This is a genomic window from Mycobacterium decipiens (assembly GCF_963853665.1).
Lineage (GTDB): Bacteria > Actinomycetota > Actinomycetes > Mycobacteriales > Mycobacteriaceae > Mycobacterium > Mycobacterium decipiens.
This window is the reverse complement of record NZ_OY970459.1, coordinates 4,982,623-5,002,348: the sequence shown is the minus strand read 5'-3', so window position 1 is coordinate 5,002,348 and position 19,726 is coordinate 4,982,623. Positions and strand designations below refer to the sequence as shown.

The 19,726-nt window shown below is 66.0% G+C and carries 21 protein-coding genes, 1 tRNA gene and 1 pseudogene; 7 read left to right on the top strand and 16 right to left on the bottom strand.

Translation table 11 applies throughout. The annotated features are described in order from the left end of the window. Positions 1-19: 19 nt before the first annotated feature. The 5 genes from AADZ55_RS22085 to AADZ55_RS22065 are packed head-to-tail and all read right to left on the bottom strand — an operon-like array spanning position 20 to position 5,461. On the bottom strand, positions 20-1,342 hold the full coding sequence (locus AADZ55_RS22085; protein WP_085325611.1) for a DUF58 domain-containing protein: 1,323 nt from the start codon (positions 1,340-1,342) through the stop codon (positions 20-22). After that, positions 1,342-2,337 (bottom strand): AAA family ATPase, encoded by a 996-nt coding sequence (locus tag AADZ55_RS22080; RefSeq protein ID WP_085325610.1) that lies wholly within the window; start codon positions 2,335-2,337, stop codon positions 1,342-1,344. The genes AADZ55_RS22085 and AADZ55_RS22080 overlap by 1 nt, the downstream gene beginning before the upstream one ends. Continuing rightward, positions 2,334-3,491, bottom strand: a complete 1,158-nt coding sequence (locus tag AADZ55_RS22075) for a DUF4350 domain-containing protein (protein ID WP_207569102.1) — start codon at positions 3,489-3,491, stop codon at positions 2,334-2,336. Before AADZ55_RS22075 ends, AADZ55_RS22080 begins: the two co-directional genes overlap by 4 nt. Continuing rightward, positions 3,473-4,126 carry a DUF4129 domain-containing protein gene (locus AADZ55_RS22070; protein WP_085325609.1) on the bottom strand — a complete coding sequence of 218 codons (654 nt, stop codon included), beginning with the start codon at positions 4,124-4,126 and terminating at the stop codon, positions 3,473-3,475. Before AADZ55_RS22070 ends, AADZ55_RS22075 begins: the two co-directional genes overlap by 19 nt. A 24-nt stretch (positions 4,127-4,150) precedes the next feature. Then, complete coding sequence (locus tag AADZ55_RS22065; RefSeq protein WP_085325608.1) at positions 4,151-5,461, bottom strand: hypothetical protein; 1,311 nt, start codon at positions 5,459-5,461, stop codon at positions 4,151-4,153. A gap of 38 nt (positions 5,462-5,499) precedes the next feature. On the opposite strand from AADZ55_RS22065, the gene AADZ55_RS22060 reads away from it, so the two are divergent. Then, positions 5,500-5,964 carry a GatB/YqeY domain-containing protein gene (locus tag AADZ55_RS22060; protein ID WP_085325607.1) on the top strand — a complete coding sequence of 155 codons (465 nt, stop codon included), beginning with the start codon at positions 5,500-5,502 and terminating at the stop codon, positions 5,962-5,964. Positions 5,965-5,966: 2 nt separating this feature from the next. Here the strand turns inward: AADZ55_RS22060 and AADZ55_RS22055 are convergent, their stop codons facing one another. Genes AADZ55_RS22055 through AADZ55_RS22035 form a run of 5 tightly spaced genes read right to left on the bottom strand, consistent with a single transcriptional unit; the run spans position 5,967 to position 10,527 of the window. Further along, positions 5,967-8,195: a SpoIIE family protein phosphatase gene (locus tag AADZ55_RS22055; protein WP_085325606.1), complete on the bottom strand. Its 2,229-nt coding sequence runs from the start codon at positions 8,193-8,195 to the stop codon at positions 5,967-5,969. After that, the gene (locus AADZ55_RS22050; RefSeq protein WP_085325605.1) at positions 8,192-8,818 is read right to left on the bottom strand and encodes a SpoIIE family protein phosphatase; all 627 of its coding nucleotides are present in this window, start codon (positions 8,816-8,818) and stop codon (positions 8,192-8,194) included. The genes AADZ55_RS22055 and AADZ55_RS22050 overlap by 4 nt, the downstream gene beginning before the upstream one ends. Further along, entirely contained in the window at positions 8,811-9,206 is a 396-nt protein-coding gene (locus tag AADZ55_RS22045; RefSeq protein WP_085325653.1) for an anti-sigma regulatory factor, read from the bottom strand. The genes AADZ55_RS22050 and AADZ55_RS22045 overlap by 8 nt, the downstream gene beginning before the upstream one ends. 4 nt (positions 9,207-9,210) lie before the next feature. Next, positions 9,211-9,603 carry an STAS domain-containing protein gene (locus AADZ55_RS22040; protein ID WP_085325604.1) on the bottom strand — a complete coding sequence of 131 codons (393 nt, stop codon included), beginning with the start codon at positions 9,601-9,603 and terminating at the stop codon, positions 9,211-9,213. 30 nt (positions 9,604-9,633) lie between these two features. Continuing rightward, the gene (locus AADZ55_RS22035) at positions 9,634-10,527 is read right to left on the bottom strand and encodes an STAS domain-containing protein (protein ID WP_085325603.1); all 894 of its coding nucleotides are present in this window, start codon (positions 10,525-10,527) and stop codon (positions 9,634-9,636) included. 167 nt (positions 10,528-10,694) lie between these two features. On the opposite strand from AADZ55_RS22035, the gene AADZ55_RS22030 reads away from it, so the two are divergent. Beyond that, the gene (locus AADZ55_RS22030) at positions 10,695-11,063 is read left to right on the top strand and encodes an STAS domain-containing protein (protein ID WP_085325652.1); all 369 of its coding nucleotides are present in this window, start codon (positions 10,695-10,697) and stop codon (positions 11,061-11,063) included. Between the two features lie 15 nt (positions 11,064-11,078). Here the strand turns inward: AADZ55_RS22030 and AADZ55_RS22025 are convergent, their stop codons facing one another. The 3 genes from AADZ55_RS22025 to AADZ55_RS22015 are packed head-to-tail and all read right to left on the bottom strand — an operon-like array spanning position 11,079 to position 14,026. Beyond that, positions 11,079-12,113, bottom strand: coding sequence for a hypothetical protein (locus tag AADZ55_RS22025; RefSeq protein WP_085325602.1), 1,035 nt, complete (start codon positions 12,111-12,113; stop codon positions 11,079-11,081). Further along, positions 12,110-13,444, bottom strand: coding sequence for a Dyp-type peroxidase (locus AADZ55_RS22020; RefSeq protein WP_085325601.1), 1,335 nt, complete (start codon positions 13,442-13,444; stop codon positions 12,110-12,112). The genes AADZ55_RS22025 and AADZ55_RS22020 overlap by 4 nt, the downstream gene beginning before the upstream one ends. A 21-nt stretch (positions 13,445-13,465) precedes the next feature. Further along, entirely contained in the window at positions 13,466-14,026 is a 561-nt protein-coding gene (locus tag AADZ55_RS22015) for a hypothetical protein (RefSeq protein ID WP_085325651.1), read from the bottom strand. A gap of 360 nt (positions 14,027-14,386) precedes the next feature. On the opposite strand from AADZ55_RS22015, the gene AADZ55_RS22010 reads away from it, so the two are divergent. From AADZ55_RS22010 to AADZ55_RS21990, 5 genes and pseudogenes are all read left to right on the top strand, one after another. Beyond that, entirely contained in the window at positions 14,387-14,785 is a 399-nt protein-coding gene (locus AADZ55_RS22010) for a heme-binding protein (protein WP_085325650.1), read from the top strand. Beyond that, positions 14,784-14,967, top strand: a pseudogene (locus AADZ55_RS22005) (HNH endonuclease); the annotation flags it as partial. The gene AADZ55_RS22010 and the pseudogene AADZ55_RS22005, both read left to right, overlap by 2 nt. A gap of 107 nt (positions 14,968-15,074) precedes the next feature. Further along, a complete protein-coding gene (locus AADZ55_RS22000; RefSeq protein ID WP_085325649.1) occupies positions 15,075-15,413 on the top strand; it encodes a hypothetical protein in 339 nt (112 codons plus the stop codon). A 172-nt stretch (positions 15,414-15,585) separates the two neighbouring features. Beyond that, positions 15,586-15,888: a DUF4193 domain-containing protein gene (locus AADZ55_RS21995; RefSeq protein WP_085325600.1), complete on the top strand. Its 303-nt coding sequence runs from the start codon at positions 15,586-15,588 to the stop codon at positions 15,886-15,888. Positions 15,889-15,895: 7 nt separating this feature from the next. After that, positions 15,896-17,344 (top strand): cytochrome P450, encoded by a 1,449-nt coding sequence (locus tag AADZ55_RS21990; protein WP_085325599.1) that lies wholly within the window; start codon positions 15,896-15,898, stop codon positions 17,342-17,344. Positions 17,345-17,420: 76 nt separating this feature from the next. On the opposite strand, the gene AADZ55_RS21985 is transcribed toward AADZ55_RS21990, so the two are convergent. The 3 genes from AADZ55_RS21985 to AADZ55_RS21975 all read right to left on the bottom strand — a co-directional run bounded on the left by AADZ55_RS21985 (position 17,421) and on the right by AADZ55_RS21975 (position 19,681). Further along, positions 17,421-17,497 (bottom strand) — tRNA-Pro (locus AADZ55_RS21985). A gap of 61 nt (positions 17,498-17,558) precedes the next feature. After that, entirely contained in the window at positions 17,559-18,665 is a 1,107-nt protein-coding gene (locus tag AADZ55_RS21980) for a PLP-dependent cysteine synthase family protein (RefSeq protein WP_207569101.1), read from the bottom strand. Further along, entirely contained in the window at positions 18,662-19,681 is a 1,020-nt protein-coding gene (locus AADZ55_RS21975) for a metallophosphoesterase (RefSeq protein WP_242670176.1), read from the bottom strand. Before AADZ55_RS21975 ends, AADZ55_RS21980 begins: the two co-directional genes overlap by 4 nt. Between the last annotated feature and the right edge of the window lie 45 nt (positions 19,682-19,726).

The window sequence follows — 19,726 nt, the reverse complement described above, 5'->3', positions numbered from 1 at the left end:
CCAAAGCTCAAGCCGATGGCTAGAGCCGCCCGGTCGCTTTCATCGCTAGGTAGCGGTCGGCAAGTCCGGGAGCGATCTCGGCGGGCGGTGCGTCGATGACGTCCACCCCGCCCCGGCGCAGCCGTGACGCGATCGAACCCCGGTCGTTGCGGGCGCGTTCGGCAGCCGCCGCGTCGTACACGGCTGCGGCGTCGGAACGGCCGGCGGCCAGTTGGTCGACGCGCGGGTCGGCAACCGCGGCGACCAGCACATGGTGCTTGGCCGACAACTGCGGCAACACCGGCAGCAGGCCCTCGTCGAGAGCGGTCGCGTTGAGGTCGGTCAGCAGCACCACCAGCGACCGCCGTCGGGTGCGCCGCAGGATGGTGGCGATCATTGCCCGCCAGTCGGATTCGACAAGTGCCGGTTGCAGCGGGGCCATCGCATCCACCAGTTGGGCAAGCAGTTCGGTACGCGAGGCACCAAACACGCCGGCACGGCTCACCCGGTCGTGGGCCAGGAAGTCGACATGGTCGCCGGCACGCGACGCCAGCGCTGCCAACAGCAGCGCGGCGTCCATGGACCAGTCCAGCCGGGGCCATCCGGCGGGATCGGCGGCGGTGGGGTCGACACCGACCCGCCCCGCCGCCATGCGTCCGGTGTCGAGCACGATGACCACCCGGCGGTCCCGTTCGGGCCGCCACGTGCGGACCATGACGTCGGCGCGACGTGCGGTTGCTCGCCAATCGATCGAGCGGACGTCGTCGCCGACGACATACTCGCGCAGCGAATCGAATTCGGTACCCTGCCCGCGGATCAGGGTGGGCAACAGCCCGTCGATCTCCCGTAGTCGGGCCAGCCGCGACGGCAGATGCTTGCGCGACAGGAACGGCGGCAGCACCCGGACCAGGCCGGGTACCGACTGCGAACTCTGCCGTCCCGCCAACCCCAGCGGTCCGATCGACCGGGCGGTTACCACGGCCGCGCGCTGGTCGCCGCGCCGAACCGGCCGCAGCTCGGTGTGCACCTGTTCGCGCTGCCCGGCGGCGACATCGACGGTGTGGCTGCGCGGCTGCGCTCGCGCACTGGGCGGCCAGGCGTCGCGAAGCTGGCCGCGGAACCGGCGACGGCCGTCATTGCAGATCAGCAGACTCGCATTCACGGGTTGGCCAAGCCGGGCCGAGCTGTCCGGCGAGCGGGTATAGCGCAACCTGCGCGTGCTGGCTGCCAGCACGATGTCTATGGTCACCGCCATCGCCAGCGCCACCAGCAGCAGCACGAAAGCCTTTGCCGGCCAAGGGGACAGCGCGATCGGCAGGACGCAGATCAGCGCCAGCAATCCGGTGCGTCCGGTGAGGATCACTAGCGGGGCACCGGAACCGAGGCCAGAATTCCGTCGAGGACTCCGTCGGGTGTGGCGCCCTCCAGCTCGGCTTCCGGGCGCAGCATCACCCGGTGGCGTAGCGTCGGTCGGGCCATGGCCTTCACGTCGTCGGGAGTCACGTAGTTGCGCCCGGACAGCCACGCCCAGGACCGGGCGGTGCCCAGCAGGGCCGTTGCCCCACGCGGCGACACACCCAGCTGTAGTGCGGGCGAGGAGCGGGTGGCCCCGACGATGTCGACGATGTAGCCCAGCACCTCATTGGCGACCAGCACCTGGCGCACCGCATCGCGCCCGGCCGCCAGCTCGGCCGGTCCGGCCACCGGGTTGATCGCGGACAGATCGCGAGGGTCGAAGCCGTGCGCGTGCCGGCCGAGGATGGCGATCTCGGAGTCGCGTGCCGGCAGCGTTACGTTCAGTTTCAGCAGGAAACGGTCGAGTTGGGCTTCGGGTAACTGGTAGGTGCCCTCGTACTCGATCGGGTTCTGTGTCGCGGCGACGATGAACGGGTCGGGCAGTGGCTTGGGTTCACCCTCCACGCTGACTTGACGCTCTTCCATCGCCTCGAGCAGCGCCGCCTGCGTCTTGGGCGGGGTCCGGTTGATCTCGTCGGCCAGCAGCAGATTGGTGAACACCGGGCCTCGCCGGAACACGAACTCGGCGGTGCGGGCGTCGTAGACCAGTGAACCGGTGACGTCCCCGGGCATCAGGTCCGGGGTGAACTGCACCCGCTTGAACTCCAGTTGCAGAGCGGCGGACATAGCGCGGACCATCAGCGTCTTCGCCACACCCGGAACACCTTCCAGGAGTACGTGGCCGCGGCATAGCAGCGCGATCACCAGGCCGCTGATCACCCCGTCCTGTCCGACGATGGCCTTGGCGATCTCGGCGCGCAACCCCAGCAGGGCTGCACGTGCCGATTCTGCGATCGGGGTCTGGGAGCCAGCGGCTTGTGGGGTGGAAGGGGACTGTGTCACGAGTGGGTGACCTGCCTTTCGATGTCGTCGAGAGCACGGGCAAGTTGTAGTAGGTCGTTGTCGGTGGCCGGTGGGGGGCCGAACAGGTGGTAGGCAACAAACTGCGGGTCAGCTCCGCTGCGCTGGGCTATGGTCGACGCCACCACCGGCCCCGGTGCGCCTGCGCCCACGCCGAGCCGGGGTAGCAGCCGCTGCAGTGTCGCGGTGCGTAGTGCGTCCGCCGCGCGATCGCGGGCCCGACGGGATCGGTATAGCCGACCGCGGCCCTCGACCGTCTCCGACGCGCGGACCACTACGGGTAACTCCTCGGCCACCAGGGGACCGACCCGCCGGCCCTTCCAGAGTGCCACCAGGAGCACTACTAGCCACAGCTGCCAAACGATCCAGTCCACGTTCTCCGGAACAAGATCGGAAAGAGATGCCGGAGAGGACTTTTCACCCTCAATATGGTCGGGTGCGTACCAGATGAGACGAGGGCGGGCACCCGCAAGGTTCATGGCCAGTGCGGCGTTGCCGGCCGCAAGCAGGCCGCCGTTGGTCATGAAGTTGCTACTGCCGACCACGGTGATGGTTCGGCCGTCACTGCGATAGCGGACCAATGCCCCGTCGTAGCAGCTGGTCAGCGCCAGGTCGCCCCTGGCTCGGTAGGTGTCACTCGGTCCCCATTGCACGGATCCTGCCCGATTAGCTTCCCGCAGAGGACAATTCGGCTGGCTGTTGAATCGGCTGGCGGCGCCTATGCGTAGCTGCGGCGTCAACGCTGTACGCGTTCGCGCGGTGGGTTCCACCAGCAAGAGGTCACCGGGGGCTTTCGCCAGCCGATCCAGCATGGCGTTGTCGACCAGGTATTGGGTCTGTGCCACCAGCAGCAGCGAGTCGGGGCGTGCCGCGCTCTCGACAGCGGCGATGGTGTCGGCCACGACAACCTCGACGCCATGGTCGCGCAGCAGCGTCGCCAGCGCGCGGCCGCCCGACGAGCTGGTGGACGAGGGGTCCATGGTGCCGCCGGGCCGAGGAGCGGTCAGGTAGGTGGTGACTGCGGCGACGACGGTGACCGCGGCCAGCGTGAGCAGTACCCCGCGCCACGGGCGTCGGCGGCGCACGGCGCCGGGTACCGATCCGGAACGTGCGGGAATCACCGGACCCGTGCCCACGAGTCGAGCACGGCCGGGCGCTCCACCACCGATGCCCGGGCCGGTGAACGTGACCGCAGGTGGTCATCGAGGTCGGCGATCATTTGGTAGGCGCCCTGGGTTCCGGGCCGCTCGCCGTAGGTGACGTCGTTGAACGCCGCCGCTGCTTGCGTCAGTTCCCCTGCCAGGTGCGGTAACGTCTCGCCCGCGTCGTTGGCCAGTTCGTTGGCGGTGCGGCCGGGAGCCGGGTTGAGCACGCCGGTCTCCTCCAGCTCGCGAGCGACGGCACGTAGCCGGTGTCGGATCGCCGCAGCCCAATTGCCTTCGGCGGCATAGCCTTCGGCTGTGGCTCGATGCTGGGCTGCGGTCAATTGCCCTGCGTCGAACAGCTGGTAGTCAGCGCTTCGGTTGGTGCGCATGGTGCGTCGCGCGATGTGGATGCCGACGATCACGGCGATCACCAGCAGGATGAGCAGCACGGTGATCGTGAACCACCCGCCGGATACCGAAGATCCCTTCTCCAGTAGCCGGTACAGTTGCTCGTCGATCCAGTCGGTGAGTTCCTTTGCCAGGGAGTCTTTGGGGTAGATCGGCTTTTCGAGCTCGCGTTGCGCGGCCTGGTGCGCGGCATCGCGGTCGATGTCGATGGAGGGCACGTCAGCCTGTCCTCACTTGTCCTTTTAGAAGCGCCGGGTGAGCCAGAGGTTGTCGGTGGACTCCACCGCCGCGGGCCCGCCGGGCGGGCCGGTTTGCAAGCCGGTCTGCAGCACCAGGTCGAAGGCCTCGGCTCGGATGCGGCGGTCCGTGTACAACAGCACCACCACCCCGGCGCTGAATGGCGCGGTGACGATTTGGCCTAGCGTCCCGCCGATGGCCGATAGCGTAGCGCCGGCGAGCAGCATGGTCACCGACCCGTCGGACGTTGTGGCGGCCATCAGTATCTGGCCAACGATGGTGAACGGAGCCGCGATCGCATTACCAACGATGCCCACCACGAGGGCCGTCAGCAGCCGGATTCCCAGGACCCGCCAGAAGCCATGCCGTACCAGCGCAAAGGATCTGATGATCGCCTCGACGACGGGTAGCCGTTCCAGCACGATCAGTACGGGTGCGAACAACAGCACGACGTACAGGTAGGCCAGCAACACCCCGACCATGAGCAGCAGCGGGAAGCCGAGAAGGGCCGCCGCCGCGCCGTTGGCGGCCGTTGCGACCCCGAAAAGTATCACGACCACCAGCCCGATAAGCGCCACCACTCCGGCCGCTTCCAGCAGCGCCAGGCCGAATAACGCGGGCAGCCGACCGCGGACCTTGGCCCACGCTTCGCCGACGGTGATCGGGGAACCGAACACTGCCCGCCCGACGATGACGGTGAGCATTCCGCTGAGCAGCACGCCGCCTAGCCAGCTGACCAGGAGACTGGCACCGATTGACGCTGCCCACGCACCCACCAAACCGCCGGTCAGCTCGTCGCGCTCCGCGGTCGCGAAGTCGCCGAAGGCGGCCAAGGGGCCGACCGTGGCCACCAGCGAGATCACCTGCATGATGACCACGACTATGGCGGTCAATCCCAGCGTCGCCTTTGGGTTGGCGCGGATGTAGCCGACCGCGCCGTTGAAGATGTCACTGAGGGTCAAGGGTCGCAGCGGAATGATTCCTGGTTTGACCGCACCCGGGATGAGCGGCGGGCCGTAGCCGGGCGGTGGGCCGTAACCGGGCGGTGGGCCGTAACCGGGCGGTGGGCCGTAACCGGGCGGCGCCCCGTAGCCCGGCGGTGGGCCGTAACCGGGCGGCGCCCCGTAGCCCGGCGGTGGGGCGTAACCGAGTGGCGCGCCGTAGCCGGGCGGCGGGCCGTAGCCGGGCGGTGGTTCACCCGGATAACCAGGCGGCAGCGTGCTCACCGGGTGAAGCGGCTGTCGTCGTTCGTCATGGGCTCCATCCTGTCGGCGGTCGGTGCATTTCTCAACGTAGGTCTCAAGGTAGGTCTCGATGTCGGGCTCCGGCCGTTCCGGCGCGTAGCGTCTTTGCCATGGCGGAACTCAAATCCCAGCTTCGGTCGGACCTGACCCAGGCGATGAAGACGCAGGACAAGTTGCGAACCGCGACTCTACGCATGCTGCTCGCCGCGATCCAGACCGAGGAAGTCTCCGGCAAGCAGGTAAGAGAGCTCTCCGAGGACGAGGTGCTCAAGGTGCTGGCCAGGGAATCCCGCAAGCGCGGCGAGGCAGCGGAGATCTACACCCAGAACGGTCGTGGTGAGCTCGCCGCCACCGAGCATGCCGAGGCGCGAATCATTGACGAGTACCTCCCGACGCCGCTTACCGAAGCAGAACTGGCCGATGTCGCCGACACCGCCATCGCCGAGGTGGCCGAACAACTCGGGCACCGGCCCGGCGTGAAACAGATGGGCTTGGTCATGAAGGCGGCCACCGCGATCGCGGCCGGGAAGGCCGACGGCGCACGCTTGTCCACGGCGGTAAAGGACCGCCTATAGGCCTAGTCGCCGCGGGCTAGCCGGAAAGTGATGTCGACAGTGGTTCCGGCTGGGGTGCTGTCCAGTGCTACCGAGTCACTGATGGTTTTGATCAGCAGCAGGCCTCGCCCCCTGTTGCCGGGATCGGTGTCCGGTGGTTTCCATGAGCCGGAATCGCTGATCCGCAGCTGGATTTCACCGGCAACGGCTTGCGCCTTGAGCAGCATCGTCCCGACGCTATGTCCGCGGTATGCGTGCTCGATAATGTTGGTACACGCCTCGTTGACAGCGAGCACGATGTCGGTGATCTGCGCGTCCGGGACGGCGGCGGTTCGCAGCCATGCGGTGAGCTGACGTCGAATGCTGGCCAATTGATTTGCGGTAGCGGCACTTTCGATTCGCAGCGGCGCATGTTGGTGCCGGTACACGACGATTGCGACGTCGTCGTCGTATCCCCCCTCGGGGGCCAACCGGCGCAGCATCGCATCGGCGACAGCCGCGATGGGTAGCTGCACCGTGTCCAGCAAGACATCTGCGACCCGCGAAAGGCCGTCGTCGATCGACTCGTGCTTGCGCTCGACCAACCCGTCGGTGAACAGGATCAGTGTCGAGCCCGGGCCCAGCACCCGGGATGCTTGCGGACGCGGCTCGTCGCGGCGGACCGCCAGTGGCACTGACCGAGCGTCGGTCAACGACGTTGCGCCCGAGCCGGACTCGGATTCGGACCCGGCCTCGGCGAGCAAGGCTGGCATGTGGCCGGCGTTGCTGTACTCCAGCAGCCCGGATTCGGTGTCAAGGATCGCCAGGAATACCGTTGTGCAGTACGCATCCGGAATGAGCGAGGCCGCCGCATCGAGCTGCTCGAGCAACAGCGCCGGTTTGGCGCCGGTCAGCATCAGTGCTCGCGCCGAGCTGCGGAGCTGCCCCATGATCGCTGCGGCCGGTAAACCACGACCCACGCAGTCCCCGACGACGATGCCGATGTGGTGCTCACCGATCGGCAGGACGTCATACCAGTCGCCCCCAATCTCGAGCGGTGGCACGGCGGGTTCGTAGCGAACGGCAAAGCCTGGTGGGGGTGCTACCGAAGGCAGCATCGCGCGCTGCAACGTCAGCGACGTCTCGCGTGCGCTCTCGAATTGGCGGACGTGCCGGATGGCCAGACTCAGATGGCCGACGAGGACCGTGACCAGGAGCCGATCCTCCGCGATCACCCAGCGGGGTGCGCGAAGCTCCAGCCACAACGCCACGTCTGCGGTGCCGGACAGCACCGCGACCATTCCCTGTGCTTTGCCTGGAGTGTCTGGCCACTCGATAGGTCGGGCCGTCAGTGGCAGCTGGTGACGGGCATCCTGAAATGTCTGGCGCAACAACGGATCCAGTTCGCGCCAAGCTGATACGGACGGATCGCCCGCGACCTGTACGGTCGGCTCGCCGTCACCCGGTGGCCATATGACCGCTATGACGCGCTTCACGTCGACCGCGGCTCGGCACTCCTCGAGGGTGATCGACAGCACCTCTGCCACGCTCCTGGCCACAGCGACGGCCGTAGCCAGTCGCAGGGCCGCGCTTTCTCGGGCGGCAAAAGCCCGTTCCGCGGTGATGTCGCGAACCGTTCCGACGTACACGTCCCGATGGGCGCCGGCGCCCCGGACCGCGTTGATGCTAACCGTCACCCAGGCGAGATGGCCGTCTTGATGCCGGATCGGGGTTTCGTACTCGGCGCTGCCGTCCCGCCGCACCCGCTCCTGTTGCGCGGCCGCGGCCTGTTTGTCGACCAGCCACGGGTGCGGCCACCGGTACGGCAGGCCCTCCGGGGGATAGCCGAGAATCTCGGCGAAGGCGTTGTTCATGTCGATCACCGCACCGTCGTGATCGGCGACGAAGAAGCCCTCCTGCAACGAATTCACCAGCGCGGTGCGGAACTTGTCGCGATCGGCCAGACCCTCGGCGCGGGCCCGCTGTTCTTCGTAGCGCCTGGTGCCATCGAGAAATCCCCGCGTCGCGACGTCGAGCGCGGCCAGCGTCTGCAACAGGAACTCCAATGCGATCGGCCCGTCGGCGGCGGGATCCTTCGCAAGCTCATTGATCAGCCGGACATGGTTCTCGACGATGTCGAGCACGCTGATCTGCTCCTGCAGGGCCCGGCGCCCGAGCTCATGCCCGACGGCCAGGCTGTCCTCGTCGCGGGTGTCCAGGTAGTTACGCAGCGCGGCGCTGTAGTGGGCGCGGAAGTCGTCGGTGTAGGTCATGTCGGGATACCCCGGTGACGCGCGGCAAGCACCACGGCATCATCGGCAGCCTTGGCGTGCTTGGCCAAAATCTGCTCGGCGATATCGGCGGCCGAGGCCGCGAAGTCGATATGGTCCAGGTGCTCGCCGGAAATGCCATCACTGGCGATGACGAGCAGGTCGCCGGTGCGAATGGGAACCAGTTTCGCGGGTGTAATCTCCGGAATCCGGTAGCCAACAATACCGTTGGCCAAACGCGCACAGGCGCGGATTTGCACACCGCTGACAGCCTTGGCGACCAAGTTGGCGGTGACGTTCCCCACCCCGGTCCAGCTCATCTTGCCGGTGCTGAAATCGACCCGCGACAGGGTCATCGCGACCCCCCTGGTGCCCTCCAGCACGCGATGGCACAGCTGGATCAAGACCTCGAGTCGCTCGCCGCGGGCGTTGGTGAGCACGTCCACCGCGGTCAGCGCCGCGCTGGCGGCAGCCGGGCCGTGACCGAGTCCGTCCAGCACGCCGAATAAGGCGGTGTCGCTGTCGATGTCGACCGCGATCGGCTGGTCGCCGCAGAGTTGCTGCCCTGGCCGTGGGCGTCCGGCGGTCGCCCACTCGATCGGCCCGAAGCGGCCGTGATCACGCACGGGATGGAACCCATTTCCACATCTCGACAACCGTCCCGCGGCCCAGGGCGGATTCCACGATCAACCGATCCATCAGGCGCCGTGCTCCGGGCAGGCCCATGCCGAGCCCGCGGCCGGTCGAGTACCCGTCCTCCATCGCCCGCTCGATGTCGGCGATGCCGGGACCTTCGTCCTCGGCGCGGACCACCAGCGCCTTGCGGCCCTCCCGGGTGGCCACCGCAACCCGAATCGCGCCATGGCCCGCGTAGCTGGTGATATTGCGTGCGACTTCGGAGATAGCGGTCGCGATCATGGTCACATCGGTCAGCGAGAAGCCGAGGTCAAGCGCGAGCTGATGTCCGGCTTTGCGGGCGGCGACGATATCGTCGGGATTGCCAATGTCGACCACGATTTCACCCGAGGGCACCGTCTCGCCCGATCGTCGGTTTCCCCAGCCCCAGTAGCTTGTTCAGCAGCGCTATGCCCTCTTCCAGGTCCAGCGCGGTACTGATGTCTTCGAATGTCAGGCCCAGTTGCACCATCGCAAAGGCCACCTCCGGCTGCACGCCCACGATCACGGTGGTGGCGCCGTGCAGCCGGGTCATGTGTGCAATGGTCCGCAGCGAGCGGGCCGCGAACGAATCCATCACGTCGATGGCGGTGACGTCGACGATGATGCCCTGCGCACGGTACCGGCCGACCCGCTCCATGAGATCGTGGCGCAGGCGTTCGGTATCGGAGTCGGTGAGTGCGGCTTGCACACTGGCGATAAGAATCGCGCCCTGTTTCAGGATTGGTACTGGCATGGGCTGCCCTTGGTGGCTGTCCTTTGCGGTTTACTCACCCGTGCGAGTGACTTCGTAGCCGAGCAGGCGCTCGGCTTCTTCGATGCCGCCCTGCAGGTCACCGACGGCGTTCATCTTCGAGAGATCCAACCCGATCGTCACCAGCGTCAACGCGATTTCGGAGGACAGGCCGGTGATGATCACGCTCGCCCCCATCAACCCCGATGCGTCGACGGTCTGCACCAGGTGGTTTGCCACCGTGGAGTCGATGGTGGGCACACCGGTGATGTCGATAACGACGACCTTTGCCCGGTTGGACCGAATGGCGCGCAGCAGCTGTTCGGTGACTTGGCGGGCGCGCTGGCTGTCCAGCACACCGATGATCGGCAGAATCAGCAGCTGCTCGCGCACCTGCAGCACCGGCGTCGACAGCTCGCGGATGGCTTCTTGCTGTTGGCGGATGACCCGCTCGCGTTCCTGCACGAAGCTGACGGCCACCGTATTGGCGATGCGGTTAGCCGCCGGCTCGTAAGCGTCCAGGACGCGGTTGAGCATCTCGAAGTTGGTTTGGTATTTCTCGAACAGCGAGCGCCCCAGCACGTCACGCAGCAGCAGAACGATACCGACGACCTCGTCGGTCTCGACGCCGCGCGGGATGATGCGTTCGGACAGGTCGCGCGCGTACGCCTGTAGCGCTTCGACGCTTCCGGTCTCGAGCACGCCGACGTAGTTGTCGTAGACGGCGGTCGCTTCGGAGAAGATTTCTTCGGGCGTCATCGCGGTGAGCAACTCCGCCTCGGTAATACTTCGCGCCCATTTCTCGCGCAACGCGGTGCGATTCTGCCGCAGGTGCTGCACCAGCTGTGGCAGCAATCCCTCACTGGAAACGCCGACCATATGCGCGCTGGGGTGGGCGCCGCTGAGGTCTATCGCCGGATCAGACATTTACCCTCCCAAGGCCTCCAGTGCGCGTCGCGCTCCGCAGGGCGCGGGTCCTATGGCGAGACTAGCCTGGCCCGGCCCCCTGCGAGGTGTTGACGTCATATTCTTCTCGCAGTTCGCCGGGCAGGCTAGGCTTGCACCACACCGACGGCTCGGACAAAGGATCGCCATTGTCAGCTCCTGATTCGATCACCGCCACGGTGGCCGACCACGACGGGGTCGCCGTGCTCAGCATCGGCGGCGAAATTGATTTGGTCACCGCTCCAGCCCTTGAAGAAGCCATCGGTTCAGTGATTGCAGATAATCCGACGGCGTTGGTCATTGACCTTTCCGCGGTGGAATTTCTTGGCTCGGTGGGGCTTAAGATTTTGGCGGCAACATACGAGAAAATCGGCGAATCCGCCGAATTCGGGGTGGTCGCACGGAGTCCGGCCACCAGAAGACCGATTCACCTGACGGGTTTGGACAAGACCTTTCCGTTGTATCCGACGCTGGACGATGCCTTGACCGGCGTGCGGGACGGCAGGCTCAACGGATAGCGCCGGCGCTGCGCTCTACTGCATCAGCGAGACGTTCCGCCAGAAGTTCACCAGGCTCGCGGTGCCACCGAAAAGCGTGGTGAAATTTGTGGAGTCCACCAGCACAATGTCGCCGGCGCGGCGGCCGTCGGGCGGCATCCAGATAAGCGCATTGAACTCGGTGTTTCCCGCCGCGGTGAACGGATGGGGTCGCGTCGGATCGACCCGTTGCCGGGCCAGCACGCGCAGGCCATCGCCCGCTGGCGCCGTTAGCTCGTAGTGCGGGAGGTGAGGGTGGAAGTTGAAGGTGGTGACCTTGTCGAGAAGTCGCGGCGTGTCCAGGTCGCGAAAACCGGTCAGCGGAGCGATCTGGTTGCTGTCGTCGGCCTGCGGGACAACTGCCGGACGCAACCCCCATTTGTTGTAGACGGGAACGTCGAGCGCCCTCATCAGGGAGCGGGTGTATTGACTGAAGCGTTGCTGGCGCCCCACCAGCGGATCGCCGTGGTGTAGATACTCGACCTGGCGTTGCGTCATGTCGTCGGTGAATCCGACGTCATGATGCGGGGCCAGCAGCAGGCAGGTGCCTTCCCGCTGCAGCCAGTCCCGGATCGCGTCGACCTCATCGGGTTGCGCCTCGTCCTGGCCGAGCACGTGATCGAGACCGAACACCAGCAAGGTGTCGGTGTCGGCCAGTATCCGCTCGTCGATCGGCAGCCGGTAGCCGGCTTGGTCGATGCGCTGGAATACCGCCACCGGGTGACCGGTTACCTCCCCGGCCAGACTTTGAAACGCCAGCGTCGAACGATGGAACAGCTCCAGGGTGCCGGCGATGCCTTGCAGGAAGTGCGTCTGGTCCCACTCCCGGGTCTCGTAGTTCGGCCAGGCCACTCTGCGGACCTCGGTCATGGTGGAGAACCTGTTGTCGATCGCGGCCGGATCACGTTGCGATTCCCACGGATAGCTCCAGGTCCAATAGATGCTCATGCGCCGGCGACCTCGGGTATGCCGACGGGGAAGGTGCGCCTGGTTGTACGTGCGCGCGGGCCGGGAAGTGCTTGTGCTGCTCATGGGTGCGGTCTCTGTGTGTTGAGGGAGGCCAGATAGCTGAGGCCGTTGCGGCCTGGCAGGAAGAAGTACGCTCCGCCGGTCAGCGTGGTGAAGGCGGGTAGCCCTTTGAGAACTTTGCGGATGGGGCGCGTCGGAATCTTGTATTCCAGTGTGCCGTCTTGTGTTCCGCAGATCGGATCGCGTTCGTTTCCAAGTTCGTGGAAGTTGCGGTCGTTGATCCAGACATTCTGCGCGAACTCGAACTGCCGAACCAGGCTTGCGCAGATGATGAACGCGGCAATACCTCGATCAGCGCCGTCGTCGGGAGCTCCGTCGGGAAGGGCCTCGCCGTAGGTCGCTCCGCGCCGTATCATCCGCCGCCGGTTCATATTGACCGCCGTGTCGCGCGGGTTAAGTCGCCGGATGTGCGAGCCCAGCGGTACCGCATATCCAAAGGGGTCCATTTCCTTGTAGTTGAAGTCGTTGTTACGCAGCGGATCCGCACCGAGTTCGGGATCGTCGTGCTCGGGTGCCAGAACCAGTGGTGCCCCGCTTTTCCACCGGCCCATCAACTTGGCGGCAAGAAGCTCCTCCCGGGCCGGGGTATCGGTGTGCTCAGCCAGGTAACTGCGGAACAGGCCGACGTGCTCCCGCAACCGTCGGTAGGCCAGGTAGCTGCCGTTGCGCGACAACTCTTCTGGCTGAGGCAGATTCGCGACTACATTGTCCTCATCGGGGTAGCCGAGGATGAATTCTCCGGGTCTCAACGGTCCGCCGGACCCCGGTGTCGGCTCCTCGCCACTACCTTCGATCACCGGTTGCGACAATCGGTCTCGGAAGCCGAAATGATCGTGTGCATAGTTGAACGGCGGCGTCGCGTTCAGATCGAGAAAGGACAGCACCCGCACACCGGGGCAGCGTGCGATCAGGTCGGCGTGGACCGTGACGCAGCGTCGGCGCTCAGCATCGTTGCGAGCGAACAAGATCGCGATCGCGTGGAGATCGTTGCCGGCCAATCCGCCCACCCAGTTGTCCGGATGATTTGCGCCGGTGTCACCCAGGATGTCCGCGCGGGCGGCCATGCCCTCCCGAAATTCGTCTGGGAAGGTGGCCAGCGATTCCTCGCAGACCCCCAGCGCCCGCAGGCCGGTGAAGGTGAACGCGAGCGTGACCCAGCGATCGGTGCTGTCCATGGTCCGCCGGGCATCGGCCGCCGACTGGACCTTGTCCACCAGTTCGCCCAGCCACGCGCGCCCGCCTGCCGGGTTGTCGAACGACAGGAATTCGTAGCGCCCGGTCATCGCGGGTGTCCGCGTTGTGACGATGTGCTGGATGTTTTCGAGGTCAAGCATCGATGCACCGGGGTTGGTGAACTACTGCATCTGGTCGAGCATGTCGGAGAAGGCGGCCTTGAGCCGAAGCGCCTTCTTGACCTCGTCGGCCGTCACATAGGGGTACTCCCCGTACTCGAGGAAACTGGGGAATTGGTGCTCCCGGACGAACTCGATGAACGCCTCGGGGTTGGTCTGCCAGTCGTCCGGGAAGCCTTCCAGGTTGGTGAAAACCGTGGTGACGCCGGACTGCGAGAACAGCTTGATCGCGTCCTCGGTGTACTTGTCGAAATCGGTATCGAATATGCCTTGGTACTGAAAGTGCAGTCCGAAGCCCGCATCGAATAGCACCCAGCGCAGGTAGTGCAGCCGCAGTGGCGCCAACAGGTCCGGGTCGGCTTCGATTGCGGCCTGAATCACCTTGCCGTACTCGCGAATCGTGGCTTCACGCCCCGGCTTGACCTTGGCGATGATGGAGAATCCGTGGCAAGCGGGTGTTTTAGGAAAGACTGGGCCATATCTGCCGCGCTGGAGCTCGAAGTAGCCCTCCGCGGGGATGGCCATCGCAGCGGGTTTGCTCCAGTCGTGGTCGGTGGCCGCCATGATTCGTTCTCCCTCCACTACCCGGTGCGTGGAACGCTACTCCTCGGCGCGGGGCGGTAGCCGGGATGCCGGCGGCAACGCCGCATCGGCGCACCCACCGATCACGGTTTCGTCACGATCAGCTAAGAACCACGGCTCATCTCTAAGAGTTCTCACTATTGGCGTGTCGATTTGGTTGTCCGTCTAACCAGAACTGTCACTCGAGTTGCTCTTGTCACGGGTTCATCAGTTTCCGCGCGAAATAGTTGCTCGTCGCACGCGAATATCGGAAGGGCGGTGCGCTTTCGCTTGAGCTACTTTGGGTTCCGGGGATCGGGCACCCCGCAGCGCATCAATTTTCGAATCGAAGGAACAATCATCATGAAATTCAGCAGTATCGTCGCGCGTTCCGGAGTTGTCGGCGTCGGCGCGGGTTGCCTGCTCGGGGGAATCGCTATCGGTATCGTCGGTGCGCCCACGGCGGCGGCGGCGCCCGACTGCAGTCCGGAGGGGGTGAGCGCCACCGTGACGTCGGTGACCGGCGCGGCACAGCAGTACCTCGCCACACATCCGGGCGCCAATCAAGTGGTCTCGGCCGCCTACGGCCAGCCGCGTGGTGATGCGGCCGCCAACATCCGCAGCTACTTCACCGCGCATCCGCAGGAGTACTACGAGCTGCGCGGGATTCTGGCGCCCATTGGCGATACCGAACGCCACTGCAATGTGACGGCGTTGCCGCCGCACCTGGAGTCGGCTTACCACGAGTTTATGGCCGGCTGAGAACGCGCGCCGACGCCAGGTCGCGGTCAGCCACGACGTGATCGCCGGGCTGGGGGCGAGGATCCCGCCCGCGATCGGCGGGCCAGGTGATCGCCGACTGGCTGCGGATCAGCGCTGCCGAGGACCGCCGCCGGATCCGCGACGTGGCACAGCTGTCGGCGCGGGTCACCCTGACCGGCCAAAGCTGTCAATGCCCTGATGACATCCTTTGATGTGCTGATCGAATCTGGCTGTCGATGGATCGCATCGGCTACGTTGGGCTGCAACGCTTTCTGGCTTGGGAGGGATCATGGTCCGCACCGGAAGTGACGCCGACGATCATGCATCTACGTCTCAGCCAATCGCTGGCGGTGCCGTCCGCGAGCGGGTCAGGGTGCCGGGGCTGGTGGCGGCTGGCGTGTGGGCGGTCGCACTGGTTGTGGGTTTAGTTGCGCTGGTACTCGGCCACCTACCGGTTGCCGCGGTGGCCCTGGTTGTCGCCGTGATGGCGCCCTGGTTTGGGGTGGCCTATATCGCACATAGCCAGCGCGGGGTCTCCGGCAGAACACCGGGTCCGCGCGGAACGCACACCCATGCGGCGGCCGCATTCCCGACCGGCTGGCGTGGTCGGCGACTTTCGGCGCGGTAACGCCGGGCCGGCCCCGCCCCAGCCAACAGCACCAGCTGGGTCGTGCTGATTTGTCGTGTGTGAAATTACTTCGGCTGGATGGGTGTGGCTGGTGCCCTAATGGGGTATTGCCTGAGCCAATGGGTGACCACAGGTCGGGAGTTGACCCGCCACTCAGCAGGAAGGAATGCCCATGGCGACCGGTAGCGATTACGACGCACGCCGCGGGTCCGACGCCGATAGGGCCGACCAATCCGGATTGCGCGAGCTGGCGCCTGGCTTGACCAGGTCGTCCACCGCCGTCGTCGATGAGGATCCCAACGATGCATCGTGCTTCGAGCTGCCCGGCGCGGATCTGTCCGGCGAAGAACTGGCGATGAAGGTAGTTCCGAAGCGTGCCGACGAGTTCACCTGTTCGAGCTGCTTCTTGGTCCAGCACCGCAGCCGATTGCGCATATCCAGCGCGGGGCGTCAGGTCTGCGCCGACTGCGTGTAGTGGGCGCTTGAGCGAGCCGGGCGCGGAGGGGGCCAGGCCAGCCGCGTTGACCGGCCAGAAGCGCTGTGTTTGTGTCGTAGACGTGGCCGCATCCGCACTTCGCCGCGAGGACGCGCCGGATGAGCTGCGCCGTCCACCCGGCCTACCCGCTCCCCGCGGGCTTCGTTGGGCATTTGCGGCCGCCTATGCGGTTACCTACCTCGTGGGCGGCGAGCGTCGGATGCTGCGACTGATCCGTCGGTACGGACCGATAATGACCATGCCCATCCTCAGCCTGGGTGACGTTGCGATCGTGTCCGATCCGGCGCTGGTCAAGGAGGTCTTCACCGCTCCGGCCGACGTCCTGCTCGGAGGCGAGGGGGTGGGGCCGGCGGCGGCGATCTACGGCTCCGGATCGATGTTTGTCCAGGAGGAGCCGGAGCATCTTCGGCGTCGCAAACTCCTGACGCCTCCATTGCATGGCGCGGCGCTGGATAGGTACATCCCGATCATTGAGAACTCCACCCGTGCGGCGATGCGTACGTGGCCGATTGACTGTCCGTTCGCGATGCTGCAGGCAGCGCGGTCGCTGATGCTGGACGTGATCGTCAAGATCATCTTCGGCGTTGATGAGCCCGACGAGGTGCAGCGATTGGGCCGGCCGTTTGAACGCCTGCTGAACCTCGGTGTTTCAGAGCAATTGACCGTGCGCTACGCGCTACGGCGGGCGGGCGCACTGCGGGTGTGGCCTTCGCGCGCACGCGCCAACAGCGAAATCGACGACATCGTTATGCCGCTGATCGCCCAGCGCCGAAACGATCCGCACCTAAACAAGCAACTCGATATCTTGGCGTTGCTCATGTGTGCGCGTGGGGAAGACGGAGAACGCCTGTCGGACAGCGAGATTCGCGACGATCTGATCACCCTGCTGCTGGCGGGTCACGAAACAACCGCCACCACATTGGCATGGGCCTTCGACCTCCTGCTGCATCATCCCGATGCCCTCCGCCGGGTGCGTGAAGAAGCCAGCAGTGGCGAGGAAGCCTTCACGGCGGCGGTGATCAACGAGACTCTGCGGATACGTCCACCCGCGCCCTTCACCGCCCGAGTTGCCGCCCAACCGGTTGCCATCGGCGGCTACCGCGTCGACGCCGGCACCCGAATCGTCGTCCACATCATTGCCATTAACCGCAATGCCCAGACCTACGAGCAACCACACGCCTTCCGTCCCGAGCGGTTCCTCGGCACCCGACCGCAGACCTATGCATGGGTTCCGTTCGGGGGCGGCGTCAAACGTTGTCTGGGCGCGAGTTTCTCAATTCGAGAGTTGATCACCGTACTGCATGTGCTGCTCCGCGAGGGCGAGTTCACCGCCGTCGACGACGAGCCCGAGAGGATCGTGCGGCGCTCAATCATGCTCGCGCCCCGCCGCGGCACCAGAGTGCGGTTTCGCCCTCGCGCGGGGACCACGCGATAGCTGGGATCGGGTCCATCTTCGATCTAGACGATCGAAGGGCCTATCCGAAGACACCTGCGTGCCCGCGACATCACACTGGTCGGGGTGGCGGGATTCGAACCCACGGCCTCTTCGTCCCGAACGAAGCGCGCTACCAAGCTGCGCCACACCCCGCTTGAAGCCACGACAGCGTATCGCACCGGCTGGTCGACTAGCTAAACCGCAGGTCCGCCCGTCACGCCCAGCGACAGGAGCGCTCGAATTCCACCAGCGCCTGGGCCGGGCCGGTCGGGTCGAGCCCCTGGGCACTGACCCAATCGTCGCTGAAGTAGGTATCGGCGTAGCGGTCACCGCTATCGGCGAGCAGCGTGACCACCGAACCGCTGCGGCCCTCGGTGACCATCTCGGCGAGCAGCCCGAAAGCACCCCAGAGATTGGTGCCGGTAGACGGTCCCACGCGACGCCCCAGCACCGTGCTGACATGTCGGGAGGCAGCGATCGACGCGGCGTCGGGGACCGCCACCATGCGGTCAACCACGGAGGGCAGAAACGACGGCTCAACCCGCGGCCGGCCGATGCCCTCGATGCGGGACGACGTGGGCATGACGATGTCGTACCGGCCCTCGTTGTAGGCGGGGAAGAACGCCGAATTCTCCGGGTCGACGACGCACAACCGGGTCGCGTGCCGCCGGTAGCGGATGTAGCGTCCGATCGTCGCGCTGGTTCCACCGGTACCGGCACCCACCACGATCCAATCCGGAATCGGGTGCTCTTCGTCGCGCATCTGGGCGAAGATCGACTCGGCGATGTTGTTGTTGCCGCGCCAGTCGGTTGCGCGCTCTGCGTTGGTGAACTGGTCGAGGTAGTGGCCGCCGGTCTCGTTGGCGACACGCTCCGCTTCGGCGTAGACCTGACTCGACTTCTCGACGAAATGGCAACGGCCGCCTTGCGATTCGATCAGTGCGATCTTGGAGGGGCTGGTCGCGGCCGGCATCACGGCGATGAATGGCAAACCCAGCAGTGCAGCGAAGTAGGCCTCGGACACCGCCGTTGAACCCGACGACGCCTCGACCACCGTGGTGTTCTCGTTGATCCAGCCGTTGCACAGCGCATAGAGGAACAACGAGCGCGCCAGCCGGTGTTTGAGACTGCCGGTGATATGGGTCGTCTCGTCCTTGAGGTACAGCTCGACGTTGACATCCGTGCACCACGCCGCCGGCAGTGGGTAGCGCAGCAGGTGGGTGTCGGCGCTGCGGCGGGCGTCCGCCTCGATCAACCGGACCGCGTTGTCCGTCCAGCTTCTGGAGAGGCTTCGGACCGCGATACAGGCCCCGCCGCTCAACGCACCGACACTGTCGGCTGTGAGCGGCCCAGGTTGCTGCTCGAATCGCGGTCGCCCATCGGGCTGGCGATCAACGTCAGCAGGGTTGCCTCCGGTCGGCAGCAGAACCGCAGCGGCGCAAACGGCGAGGTGCCGATCCCGGCGGAAACATGCAACCGCATATTCGCGCCCCATTGCGACGCTCCCTTGGCCCGGGAACGGTCCAAACCGCAGTTGGTCACCAACGCTCCGTAGAACGGCAGGCACAGCTGGCCACCGTGGGTATGGCCGGCCATCACCAGCTGGTAGCCGTCGGCGGCGAAGCGGTCCAACACCCGCGGCTCCGGCGAATGGGTCAGCCCCAGCCGCAGGTTGGCGGCCGGGCTTGCCGGGCCCGCCACCGTGTCGTAGCGGTCTCGGTCGATGTGCGGGTCGTCGACGCCCGCGGCGGCGATGTGCAGACCGGCGACTTCGAACTCGCGGCGGATGTGGGTGAGGTCGAGCCACCCACGCTCGGTGAACGCTGCCCGCAGATCCTGCCAGGGCAGCGGTTCCCCGCGGACCCGGTGATCCGGGTTGGTTAGGTAGTTCATCGGGTTCTTCAACCGCGGCCCAAAGTAGTCGTTGCTGCCGAATACGAAGACGCCCGGCCGGGATAGCAGATCGCTCAGGGTCTGGACGACCGCGGGCACCGCCTTGGGGTGTGCCAGGTTGTCACCGGTGTTTACGACCAGGTCCGGCTCCCAGCTGGCGAGCTCCCGCAGCCAGGCCTGTTTACGATGCTGGTTGGGCAGCATGTGGAGATCGCTGATATGCAGCACCCGCAGCGGGGTGGAGCCCGGCGTCAAGACCGGCATGGTCACCTCACGCAGCACGAACGCGTTGCGCTCGACCAGCGCCGCGTAGCCGATCCCGGCCGCGGCCGAGCCGAGTGTCACGGCGCTGGTGCGGATCAGGGTGGGCACAACCCCGCGACGAAGCGGGCCGCGCGGCGGCCCGGGAATGAGCCGGGTAATCGAGTCTTCGGCAGCAGCCATGCACGCAGCCTACTGCCGGCCGGGGGATGGCCGCGCGCCTGCAGC